The organism is Longimycelium tulufanense (assembly GCF_014645795.1).
Taxonomy (GTDB): Bacteria; Actinomycetota; Actinomycetes; order Mycobacteriales; family Pseudonocardiaceae; genus Longimycelium; species Longimycelium tulufanense.
In genome coordinates, this window is record NZ_BMMK01000066.1 from 1 (window position 1) to 11,538 (window position 11,538).

Genomic DNA, 11,538 nt, shown 5'->3' on the forward strand with positions numbered 1-11,538 from the left:
GAACCGGCTGGGGATCACCGAGATCAGCTCGGTATACGGGCCGTCCCAGCCGCACGGCCGGATCGCTTGGGCCGCGACACCGGGGCTGGCGTCCCGGATCACCTCCGCCGTGGTCGGCACCGGCTGTTCGGTCCGGAAGGGCACCCCGAGGCGCCGGGAGGCGTTGGCCTGGGGATCCAGGTCGACCACCAGCACCCGCTTGCCCATCTCCGCCAACGCAGCCGACAGGTGCACCACCGTCGTGGTCTTACCCGAGCCACCCTTGTGGTTGCCGACCGCAATCCGGTTCCGTCGTCGCCGTTGCACCGCACCACCTCCCGAGATCCGGAACTCCGGAAGTGCCGGAGTCCGCTACTCCGGAAGTCTGGTCGACCACCTCGGCGACCAGGCCCTGGCCGTGCCCGGCGTGTCCTACCCACTCCCGGACTCCGGAACTCCCTCGGTGGCCGTCGTAGCGTGGCCTGCCGTGGGATCGAGAGTGGACCGGCGGGCCCCGGTTCAACCGCCACCACTGCCGCGGCCCGGGTCCCCACCACCCCAGCGGCGAGGGGCTGACCAGCACCAACCCCGCGGTTCGTGCGGCGGCGTCCGCCCAGTTGCGGGACCCAGATGTACCGGTACAACCCAGAAACGCGCGCACGCGCTCGAGGGACTGCCCTGGTGCCCACCGGCACCGAGGCCCCACCATGGGGCGCGTGTCCTCCTCCCCCGCGCCCGTGTCTGCGCTGCCCACGGCGTCGCTGGCCGCGACGCGCGAGACCGCCCTCCGGGAGCGCCTGGCGCACGCCGTCCGGGCCGGTGCCGGGCTACGGGTCGGGTCCGGCCGCACCGTCCACCGGGGCGCGGTGACCGAGACCGGCGACGTGGTGCCGGCCTGCCACGCCGGCTGGTGCCACGGCCCCACCATTCGGGCGGTGGCCGAGCCGGTCACCTGCCGGCGGCCCGGCTGCCAGACCCCACCGGCCGGCGCGACCGAGGAACACCAGGGGCACGGGGTGACTCGGCAGCTCACCCTCGACGGCGCCGAGGTCGTCGTGATGGCGTCCTGGCGCCGCGCCCGCTCCCGGTAAAGCGGAGGAGCCGCCGAGCCCAACGTGACCGGGCTCGGTCACGGCCTGGTGGTCGTTGAACCCCTCGATGGGCCACTGACCAGCGCGGACGCGCGACGGTGCTGTGCCCGCGTCCTCACCCCGGAACCTCCTGGACGTCGACACGCCAGGCGCGGTTTAAATGCCGGGCTCGGCGACCCTCGATCAGTCCGGTATGCCGTGCAGCATCGCGTGGGCGGGGGCCAGGGAATGACTCGGGAGCAGGCCGTGGTCGCGTTGGTGCGCCGGGGGCTGACCACCGCCTCCAACGTCGTCACCGGCACCGTGGGCGGCACCGTGATCCAAGCCGGCGACATCCAAGGCGGGCTGCGGTTCTAACCCGTCAGACGTTCCCGCCCCACCAGGTGGCCGCCGCCGTGACGGCGGTGCCCAGCAGCACCAGCCCGAGCACGACGCACCCGGTACCACCCTCCTCGCCGGAGTCGCCTGCGGACGCGACCGCATCCGAGGGCACCCCGGTCAGCCGGCGCCCGTCCTCCAACTCCAGGTCGACGTCCCCGAAGAACCCGGTGGACGTCACCCGTCCCCGCGCACCCGCCGGGGCCCCACCCACGTCCCGGGCCAGCCGCACCCAATCCCCCACGGACGCCACCGCGCTCCCCCCTTTGCCGACGACCGCCCGATGATCCCGGCCATCACCGACACTCGCCCGGCCCATTTGTCTGTTCCGCTCGAACCTGGCGGAGGGGCGGGCGGCTGACCTGCGGTCCGCCAACTACGTCCGGACAGGTGGACGGCGAGCTGTTCGGACCTACCCGGCGGAATCGGCGGACGTGTGCTCGGCGCGGACTGCGTCGGCGACCGCTGCCGACCCCCTCGCCGCGAATGACGCCACCCCTTGTCCTGCCGTCCTCGTTGGCCTGTCTCGTGTGGCAACAGCGGAATCCCGGAAACCGCTTGACAGCGCAAGTGTCTTGCGTCGAAACTTTCCCCCTCGATCTATCACCCATACCGGGGAGGTATCGCTTCGCGATACGCGGGGTGTTGGTGATCTTGTTGGCGGGTGGGGAGGCCCGCGGCGGGGGTGGTCCGCGGTGACGTATGTGACGCCGATCTACGGTGGCAGTGCCGAGCAGATTGACTATCGGCTGGGCCTGGTTCAGCACGGGTGCGGCGCCGCGGAGAAGCAGTTCGCCTACCGCACCGACGTGCGCGAGCGGCCGCTGGTGTGGATCGGTGCGGGCCTGGCCGAGTTCGGCATCGAACCCGGTTCGGAGCTCACCGCGGAGCAGCACGACCTGGCGCGGCGACTGATGGCCGGTGCGCATCCCTACACCGGTGAGCAGTTGGTGGCGCCGAAGGTGGCCGTGCCGGAGGACGCGAAGCTGCCGCTGTCCGCACTCGTCTCGGCGGTGGAACGGGCCGCGGCCGAGCGCGGGTTACCGGAGGCGGCCGCGGTGTTCGCCAACGACTCGACGGCGCGCAAGGACTACGCGAGCGCGGTGCGTGCGGTGCACAAGAAGGGTGAGGCGGCGTACCGGCGGGCGGACCACGCGGTGGAGTTGGCGCGGGCGGCCGGGCTGGATCCGGACGCGGTGTGGGGCGCGCGGGAGGTGCGCACCGCGACGCGGAACCTCACGCATGACGACGGCACACCGCGTCGTGTGTCGGTCGGGATCGTGGGTTACGACCTCAACATCACGGTGCCCAAGTCCTACAGCCTGCTGTTGGCGTTCGCGCCGCCAGATGTGGCCGATCGCGTGGAGGAGATGTACGCGGCCGCGGTGGAGCGCACCTTCAGGTGGGTGGAGGAGCGCGCCGGGTACGTCAAGCGTGGGCATCACGGTGACGGGCAGACCGCACGCCACGAGGCGTCCACGGGCTTGTCGGGGTGGGTGATGACGCACCGCACCGCCCGCCCCGTGGGTGGTCGGGTGGTGGGTGATCCGCACTGGCACGTGCACATCACCATCAGCTCGATGGCGCGCAGCGCGGTGGACGGCGAGTGGCTGACCGTCGCCTCGGGTGGCCGGGATTTGATGCGGCACACCGCGGCGATCGACCGGGTCACCCAGGCCCAGATCCGGCAGACGCTCTATCGGGAGTACGGCATCACCTACCGCCGCAGCGAGGCCGGCTGGTGGGAACTGGCGCATGTACCGGATGCGGCGATCCGCCAGTTCTCCAAGCGCAACGCCGAGGTGACCGAGGCGCTCGCCGAACTCGGCTACACCAGCCGCGACGTCTCCGCCCGCAACGCACGAGTCCTCGCGCGTCCCTCACCCAAGAAGCACACCACCGCCGCGGCGGACACCACCTTGCGGGAGCTGTGGCGCACCGAAGCCGCCGCGGCGGGCCTGGACCCGGACCAGATGATGGGCGAGGTCTTCGCGGCCTACCGCGCCGGCCACACCACCGCCGGCCCTGATGTGAACGCGGTGATGGAGGCCCGGTTCGGCATCGGCCTGGACGACCTGGTGGCACACCTGGTCGACGAGAAGACGGGGTTGACCGCGCACGCCCGCCGGTTCAGCAAGCTCGACGTGGTGGCCGCGGTGGCGGACGGGCTGCCGCTGGGTGCGTCGGTGGAGGAGGTCGGCGAACTCGTCGACACCGTCCTGCAGCATCCGCATTTCCTCGCCCTCCCGGGCGGCGCCGAGACCGAGCTGGTCGGTGGGCACGGCCGCCATGTCGTCCTTGCCGGGGCGCACCAGATGGTCGACGGCCAGCTCTACACCACCGCCGACGTCCCGAAACTCGAGCAGCACATCCTCACCGCTGTCGAACGGTCCCGGCCCGAGCAGCAGCGGGCCGTGGTCAGCGAGGAGAAGCTGGGCCTGGCGGTGGCCGTCGCGGAAGCCGAGTTGGGGTTCCCGCTGAGTGTGGAGCAGCGCACCGCGTTGCGTGCCCTGGTCACCGGCGGCCGCGCCATCGAAGCACTCGAAGGGCAGCCGGGCACCGGCAAGACCACGCTGATGGCCGTGGCGCGGGTGGCGTGGGAGGCCGAGGGCCACACCGTGCTGGGTGCGGCGACCGCCGCGGTGGCCAGCCAGAACCTGGAGGCCGAGTCCGGGATCGGTTCCCGCACCGTGGCCCAGATCCTCACGCGGATCGACACCGGCCAGGGCCTGTCCGGTGTCGACGTGGTGGTGTTGGACGAGGCGAACCTGACCAACGACCGGGACCGGGCCCGGTTGTACGCCGAAGCGATGCGCACCGGCACGAAAATCGTGGAGGTCGGCGACGCCCAGCAGCTCCGCGGTGTCGGTGTCGGCTCGATGTTCGGCTACCTGCACACCGCCCTGGACGGGCCGCGCCTGACCGAGAACCGGCGGCAGCGCGCCGAGCACGAGCGGGCGGCCCTGGCGGACTTCCGCGCCGGGAACTACCACCAGGCGCTACGCGGCTGGGCGGCCGCCGGTGGCCTGGTGGCCACCGAGACCACCGACCAAGGGTTGGCCCGGCTCGTCGACACCTGGCTGCAGGCACGCCAGGGCGTGCCCGACCCACACACCCAAATCAAGGGCCTGCTGGCCGTGGCCGGCACCAACGAGCAGGTACGCCGCATCAACGAGGCGATCCAGACGGTGCGCGCCCACCGCGGCGAACTCGGCCCCTCCCGCACCCTCACGCTGCCCCACGGCCAGCTGACCGTGCACGTCGGCGACCAGGTACTCATCCGCCGCAACGACCGCCACGAGGCCGAGACCACCGGTGACGCGGTGCTCAACGGCTACCGGGGCGTGGTCACCGCGCTGGAACCCGACGGGGTGCGCGTCGTCTGGCACCAACCCGGCCAGTCCGGGCCCGACGCGGAACGCACCGCGGTGCTCTCGCACGACTACCTCGCCCGCGAGGGCCTGTCACTGGGCTACTGCCTGACCGCGCACAAGGCCGAGGGCCTGACCGTCGGCGGCACCGACGGCACCTGGACCCGCCCGGACGGGCACGCCAACCACGGCACCGTGTTGGTGTGGACACCGGGCCTGGACATGCCCGCCCTCTACGTCGCCGCCTCCCGGGACAAGGGCGAAACCCTCCTGTTCGCCAACCGCGAGGAGTTGGAGACCGACCGGGAGCAGCTCGTCCACGGCGACCCCCGCAGCGAGGCCGAGTTGCGGGACCGGTGCATCGACGCCCTCGCCAGCCGGGCCGAGGCCACCGCCGAGACCGCCAACGACCGGCCCGTCTCCGTCGACCTCGGCCAGGCCCCGGCCGCCGAGGACCTGGCCGCCGAACGCGAACACCAGCGCGAGGAGACTCGGCAGCGCGAACAAGCTGCCGCCGACGAGCACCACCAGCAGGCCAGGCAGAACCGCGCCCGGTTGGACCCGGCCGACCTGGACGCCACCTGGGCCCGGATGCGCGCCTGGCGGCGGGAGGCCGACGAGGCACAGCGCGCCGCCGCGGCCCAGGAGCGGGCCGGCACCGACGAACGGCGCCAGGCCGCGGCGGCGAAACAGGAGCGCGAACGGCAGCGGGAGCAGGTGCTCGCCGACCTCAAGAACCGCCCCGGCGGCCTGCTGTCCGACGCCGAACTCACCACGAAGATCGAGGCCACCCACACCGCCGAGCGCCGCGCCGCCACCGCCCACGCCCAGGCGGCCGAGACACTCGCCGAACGCGAGCCGCAGGTGGCCGCCGGGGCGGGCCCGCGCGTGCAGGCCCTACACCAGACGATGGCCGAGCTGCGGGGCAAGGCGGAGCTGCAACGCCAGGCCGAGGCCCTGGAGAAGGAATGGCAGGCCGTGGTGACCCGGGCGTCCCGGGCCGCCGGTGCCGCCGCCAGCGAACGGCACCGGGCCGAAACCACCCCCTGGTACAAGCCCGGCCAACGCCGCGACCACGAACGCGCCGCGCAAACGCTGGCCGAGGACAGCCGCTGGGCCCAGGACCAGGCCCAGCTCATCGCCACCCGCTTCGGCCAGTACCAACAACGGCTCGACGGGCCGGAACGGTGGCGCACCCACATCCCCACCGCCGAACGCGCCGAGCACACCCGGGAACGCGACCTCGACCAAGCCCACAGGCACGACCACGCCGAGCTGGACCGGCTCCGCCGCGAGATCACCCACCAGGCCGCCGCCGGTGAGAAAGCCCGCCAGGACCGCGCCACCCTCACCGCCGAACAGACCCACCGCGCCGGCCTCGAACCCGACGCGGCCCGGCTGGAACGCACCGTGCGCAACTCGTATGCCATCGAACAGTTGCGGCACCGGGCCGAACAACTCGCCCACCAACGCCAACAACAGCAGCGCGAACACGAACACGGCCTCGGCCACGAGTACGACTACCACCACCGCGAGCACTACCGACACGGCCCCGACCTCGGACTCGGCCGATAGCCCGGTTTGCTCGTGAGATGTGTGCTGGTGGCCGGCGGTCTCGGGCCGAGGTGAACGAGGGCCAGGCCGTGCTCGAGCACCGCGGGTCGACGTGTCAGAGCAGGGGGCGCCCCCGGCGCCGGGCCGGGGTGCCGTCCAGCTCCCGCTCCCGGGCCTGCCAGGCGGTGAGCACCGACAGCGGCCAGTAGTTGCGGTACAGCAGGCGCACTGGCTTGGGGAACGGGTTGTCGGCCGGGTTCCGCCGCGCCAGCCACCCGCTGATGGTCTTGGGCGCGCACCGGGTCACCGCCGAGGCTCCGGCCGCATCTACCCACACGTCCCCGTCGGGTAGCTCCGGCAGGCCCAGCAGCCGTCCCGCCGGGATCGGCTGCTCCGCGGCTTGGGCTTGGCGCAGCGCCCGCAGCTGCTCGTCCAGGCTGGTCCACTCCGGCACAGCGGTCCCCTTCTCCATGCCACCGCCCGTCTCCCGGACGGCAGTTTTAAAACTGCCGTCCGGGAGACGGGCGGTGGCAAGCGTGGGCGGGCCGGGATCGGGCCTTGCGGGGGAATCCTGTTCCGCTGCTCACGCCTGATCAGGCAGTGTCCTGGGCGTCGACCACGACCCCGATCACGGAGGCCCACGTGTCCGTCAGGGTGCACACGTCGGCCTCCAACATCTCCTGAGTGAAGCCGCTGAGCGCGGTGGTGTCCGACCAGGTGGCCACGAAACGCTCGTGGGCCACGGCGGCCGAGTCCATCGCGGCGACCAGCTCAACCAGCAGGGGATCGGTCGAACGGCGCCGGAGCCGGACGGCCGCCCGCAGCCGCTCGGCCAGCTCGGCGGCCCGGCGCACCGCCGCGGGCAGCAGCTCCAGGCTGTGCTCCGGCGACGGGGCGGCCAGCAGCGCACACAGCGGATCGCCCGGTACGGCGACGTGGTCGATGGAGCCGGAGGCATCGGGGGTCACCGCGCGACCGTAGCGTCGGCGCGGGCCAGGTGGTCCTCGGGCAGCTCGTCCACCAGGCGGTGGAGCTCCTCGCGGCTGGCGGTCACGGCATCGAGTGTGGCAGCAGCCCAGCCCGTGTTCCTACCTTGCGCCCCGGGGCAGCGTCGGGAGCCGGAACCCCGACGCACCCGGCGAGCACGTTTCCGCAGCTCGGGCCGCGACACGCGACGACGACACGCCCGCTACTTTGCCCCGTGCCGGAGCTCTGGGAGCAGCGGGGCCCGGCCCGGAACCCGAGCCCGTCGAGTCGGCTAGGGCCAACGTGGCCCGTTCCCGTGCTCGCGTCTCGGCTCGGCATCCCCGTTGACCTGCGCTGACGCGCCCGGTGGGCGCTCCGGCCACCCCCGTGGTGACCATGACGACAGGCGTGGCATCGGGACGGTTACCCGTCATGGTCACCCCCGTCGTGGGCGGCCCGCCGCCGCGCCCGCCAGGCCCGCTTGCGGCAGGTCGGCGAGCAGTACCGGGCATCGGAGCGCAGGTACCGGCCGCCGGGGTAGATGGCCCACCCACAGCCCGGGCAGGTCACCCCGCCCACCGTCCGCAGCAGGGTCACGACGTTGTGCTGGCGTTGCCGGGCCCGGTAGGCGCGGGCCACGCACGCGGGCGAGCAGAACCGGCGTCGCGGGGCAACACCGCCCGGCACGCCGCGCACCGCCGCGGCCGGGCCCGACGCGTGGCCACAACCGACAGCCTGCCCCCACCCGCCGGCCGCGCCAAGAGGCCACCCGGCTGGCCGACGCGGTTCAGCTCAGCGACGAGGCGCGGCACGTCACCACCGCTTCCACCGCAGCAGTGCGAGGACGGTGGTGGCCTGGGCCCGTAGGGCGGGGTTCGGGGCGAACAGGGCGAGCAGGCCGGCGAGAACAGCGAGCGCCGTCAGGAGCACGCGCGGCACGAGGACGAGTACCAGGGCGAGGCCGTACCCGCAGGTCAGGGAGGCGATCGCCCCGGCAACAACGGTCATGAGTCCAGTGTGCGGTTTCGGCCGGACCGCAAGGTGACACCACCCGGGGTAGGGATCGTGTAGGGACGGGCGGGGGTCAAACCCGGTGGCTTCGCCGGTCGGGGTGTGCCGCGTCCCTTTTTCTCGGAACGGCGGGGCCCGGGCCGGGGCTCCGTTGGCCCCTCCGGTAGCCCCTCCGTCAGGCCGCCGTCTGAAGACCGGGGCCCTACCGGCGGGTCTGACAGCGACTCACACCGCAGGTCGGGGCCGGCTCTGACAGACCGTGCGACGAGCCCGACTGGTCCCTGTCAGGACCGATGTTTGGCCGATGCCCGGCGAGCGTCCCCTCCACTGTCCGTTCCGATGCGCCACGCGGCCCCGACCTCGACCGGTCGGAGCCGCGGTGGTCTCGTGTCGCCGTCAGTGGGCTAGGCGGTGGACACGGCGTCCGGTCAGCCGACCGTGGTCGATGAGTTCGGCGGCGATGTGCTCAATGCGGCGCCAATGACGCTGGACCACGTCGCGGGCCTGGTCCACGACGCGGTCCCGGGACAGGTGGGCGGCGCGGCGGTGACGGTCCAGCAGCGCCAAGTCCGCCTTCTCCTGTTCCAAGTACGTGCGGATCGAGCGGCGCAAGGGCAGGCCCTGACTGCGGTGCTGCCAGACAGCCTCGGCCACCGGGCCGGCGGCGGCGATGACCGCCGAGACCGCGTCGGTGGCCTTGTCGCCGTGGCGGATTCCCGTGCGTCCCGACACACCCCAGTGGTCGGGGCCGAACCACTTCGTCTCACGCCGGTAGCCCATCACGACCTCGGTCACGGTGAGGCCGAGCTGCACGGCGGCCACGCAGTGGCCGCCTTCGTGGTAGGCGCTGTCGGCCCACCAGTCGGCCAACTCCTCGACGACCTCACGGGGTGCCTTCGCGGTGAACACTGGAGACCTCTCCTCGGATCTGGATGGGTTCGTGGAGACCCCGGCCCGGCGGAACGTCTTGGCGGATGCCGCCGGTGCCGCTGCGAGCGACGGCCCTGGCTGGCTGCTCACTGCTGGCCGCGGGCAACGGCCAGGAGGTGGTCGGCGTGCTCGACACGCAGGCCGGACCGGTTACGGCGGCCCTCGGCGTCGGTGACGTAGACCCGGCCCCAGGACGCGCGGAGCGCGGCCAGACGCGAAGAGATCGCGTCCAGGGCCCGCCACAACGACGTGTCGTCGTCGAACACCAGCCCGAGCGTGGCCAGGTGGGCGCGGATCTCCTTGGTGGTGGCCTGGCCCCGGTCGGTGGCGTGCACGGCGGCGTGGATGCCGGCCACCAGCGGGGGCACGCCCTGGGGGTTCTTCTCCGCGGCAGGCGGTGGTGTCGGGTGCCGCGCCGGCGGGGGCGGCTGGGTTTCGCGCTGGTAGGCGGCCCAAGCGCCGGGTTCGATCGTGGCCACGGTGGGGGCCCGCTCGGCGGCTATCCGGCGCACCGCGTCGCGGTCGTCGGGTAACTGGCGGAACCGCACCAGCTCGCCGGAGGGCACGTGAAGGGCCTTGCCGGCGTCCTGCCCGTTCTCCACGTCGAACTGGTCGGGGCTGTAGGTGCCGCGCAGGTGCTTGCGCACCACCTGGTCCACGGTCTCGGTGGTGGCCGCGTGCACGTAGCGGTGGTCCAGCTCCGACAGCAGGCCCCGGGGTATGTCCTTGGCGCTGGTGATCTGCTGGGCGGCCACCCGCACCCGGAAGCCGTACTTGCGGCCGATCTGCGCCAACCCGGCGATCTCGTCCAGCAGGCGGGCGGGGAACTGGTTGGCCTCATCCACGTACAGCCGCCACGCGGTGAGCCCCAGCTCCGGGGTCCACTCCTTCTTGCTGCGGGCCCGCAGCTCGGCGACGCGGGTCATCATCGCCGCCCGCAGGCCGCGCAGGATCCGCTCCGCCCGCAGCGCGTTGCGGGCCTGGGCCTGCTCGATCGTCTCTCCGTCGCGGGTTTCCAGGATCGCGTGGTCCACCAGTAGTGGTGCCCAGTCCCGCCAGGCCGGTGATCCACCCTGGTCGATCACCCAGGCCCGCACCCGGGGAGAGCGGGTCTCCCCTTCCATCAGGGTCTCCAGGGACCCGGTCTTGCCGGAGCCGTTGAGCCCGACGAACAGGATGTTGCGGCCGGTGGCGGCGTGATGGTCGTCGCCGGAGGCCGTGGTGGCCACCACCGGGCGGTGGGTGAGCTGGGCCGAGCCGGGCCGGCCGACCGACACCGTGACCGACTCCGCCAGCGGGGCCTTGGTGAACAGCTGCAGCCGGTACACGTTGCCGGGATCGGAGGGGTGCTGGATGACCCGCATGACGCCACCGGCCGGCACCAACGCGGCCTGCAGCTGCTCCCGGTGGTCGGTGGTGAGCTTGCGGGCCCGCACCGCGACCTCCACGCCCCAGCTACGCACCATCGGGGCACCGGCCACGCCCCCATCCGGAACCTTGATCGCCGACAGGGCCGCCGCCACGGCCGCGGCGATGTCGCCACGGGGCATGTGCTCGCTGACACCGGCCGGCGCCGCGGTGCCGCCCGTGCCCCGCACCCGGGACACCACCGCACCCAGCGCGGTGAGACCGCCGACCAGCAGCCACGGCGCCGGATGCGCCACCAGCCACAGGCCGTGCGTCTCCCACAGGTGGTAGCCGTACCAGCCGCCCGTGCCCCCGCCGGCCAGGGTCACGGTGGCCGTGACCGAACGGAGGGTGGAGCGGCGGCTGCGGATCCGCTCCCGGGTCTGCTCGTTCTCCGTGCGCGCCAGCTCGGCGGTCAACTCCGGGCAGGTCAGCCCCCGCCACACCAGCGCCGGCAGCACCGCCACCCCCTGCAACGTCCAGTCCCACATCCTGCGCACTCCCCTGATCCCCTGCGCGGCGCTGACCTGGGCCGCGTGCCGGGCCCACCAGTCGGGGCGCCGCCGCACATCGGCCGCCAGGTCCAGCACCCCACGCAACGGGCGGGCCCGCTCCAACACGCCCGTGCGAACCGTGGCGACCACGTCGCTACCCGCCGAACTCCCGGAGTCCGTGACTTCCGGAGTGGCGGACTCCGGGCTCTGGCCCTCGATCTCGCCGTCCACCGTGGGCGCATCCGGGTCGGCGGCCTCCATCTGCTCCACCCGCGTCGACGGCGTCGGTGGGTGGGCCGGCTGCCATGACGGGGGCTGCTCCCCCCGGGCCCGCAACCGGGCCACCATGTCCGCCAC

11 protein-coding genes are annotated in these 11,538 nt (G+C 73.1%); 3 read left to right on the plus strand and 8 right to left on the minus strand.

Annotated elements, in window-relative coordinates; all coding sequences use genetic code 11:
• Nucleotides 1–306, minus strand: a 306-nt coding sequence (locus IEY55_RS30775) for a ParA family protein (protein WP_189062106.1), incomplete at its 3' end; no start/stop codon positions are given.
• Nucleotides 307–695: 389 nt separating this feature from the next.
• On the opposite strand from IEY55_RS30775, the gene IEY55_RS30780 reads away from it, so the two are divergent.
• Both IEY55_RS30780 and IEY55_RS32715 read left to right on the plus strand, forming a co-directional pair.
• Entirely contained in the window at nt 696–1,070 is a 375-nt protein-coding gene (locus IEY55_RS30780; RefSeq protein WP_189062107.1) for a hypothetical protein, read from the plus strand.
• 228 nt (nt 1,071–1,298) lie between these two features.
• Nucleotides 1,299–1,427, plus strand: a complete 129-nt coding sequence (locus IEY55_RS32715) for a hypothetical protein (protein WP_268239378.1) — start codon at nt 1,299–1,301, stop codon at nt 1,425–1,427.
• A 4-nt stretch (nt 1,428–1,431) separates the two neighbouring features.
• Here the strand turns inward: IEY55_RS32715 and IEY55_RS30785 are convergent, their stop codons facing one another.
• Nucleotides 1,432–1,701, minus strand: coding sequence for a hypothetical protein (locus IEY55_RS30785; protein ID WP_189062108.1), 270 nt, complete (start codon nt 1,699–1,701; stop codon nt 1,432–1,434).
• Between the two features lie 442 nt (nt 1,702–2,143).
• Between IEY55_RS30785 and mobF the strand changes: the two genes are divergently transcribed.
• Nucleotides 2,144–6,394 carry a MobF family relaxase gene (gene mobF / locus IEY55_RS30790; protein ID WP_189062109.1) on the plus strand — a complete coding sequence of 1,417 codons (4,251 nt, stop codon included), beginning with the start codon at nt 2,144–2,146 and terminating at the stop codon, nt 6,392–6,394.
• Between the two features lie 94 nt (nt 6,395–6,488).
• On the opposite strand, the gene IEY55_RS30795 is transcribed toward mobF, so the two are convergent.
• The 6 genes from IEY55_RS30795 to IEY55_RS30820 form a co-directional block, all read right to left on the minus strand.
• Entirely contained in the window at nt 6,489–6,845 is a 357-nt protein-coding gene (locus IEY55_RS30795) for a hypothetical protein (RefSeq protein ID WP_189062110.1), read from the minus strand.
• A gap of 121 nt (nt 6,846–6,966) precedes the next feature.
• Nucleotides 6,967–7,341: a hypothetical protein gene (locus IEY55_RS30800; protein ID WP_189062111.1), complete on the minus strand. Its 375-nt coding sequence runs from the start codon at nt 7,339–7,341 to the stop codon at nt 6,967–6,969.
• A gap of 421 nt (nt 7,342–7,762) precedes the next feature.
• Nucleotides 7,763–8,026: a hypothetical protein gene (locus IEY55_RS30805; RefSeq protein ID WP_229686925.1), complete on the minus strand. Its 264-nt coding sequence runs from the start codon at nt 8,024–8,026 to the stop codon at nt 7,763–7,765.
• A 126-nt stretch (nt 8,027–8,152) separates the two neighbouring features.
• Nucleotides 8,153–8,347, minus strand: coding sequence for a hypothetical protein (locus tag IEY55_RS30810; protein WP_189062113.1), 195 nt, complete (start codon nt 8,345–8,347; stop codon nt 8,153–8,155).
• A 399-nt stretch (nt 8,348–8,746) separates the two neighbouring features.
• Complete coding sequence (locus IEY55_RS30815) at nt 8,747–9,259, minus strand: hypothetical protein (RefSeq protein ID WP_189062114.1); 513 nt, start codon at nt 9,257–9,259, stop codon at nt 8,747–8,749.
• A gap of 107 nt (nt 9,260–9,366) precedes the next feature.
• Nucleotides 9,367–11,538: hypothetical protein (locus IEY55_RS30820; protein WP_229686926.1), on the minus strand; the 2,172-nt coding region annotated here is incomplete at its 5' end.

Coding starts and splice junctions, on each gene's coding strand:
- IEY55_RS32715 (WP_268239378.1), top strand. CDS start 1,299: ATGACTCGGGAGCAGGCCGTGGTCGCGTTGGTGCGCCGGGGGCTGACC.
- IEY55_RS30795 (WP_189062110.1), bottom strand. CDS start 6,845: ATGGAGAAGGGGACCGCTGTGCCGGAGTGGACCAGCCTGGACGAGCAG.
- IEY55_RS30810 (WP_189062113.1), bottom strand. CDS start 8,347: ATGACCGTTGTTGCCGGGGCGATCGCCTCCCTGACCTGCGGGTACGGC.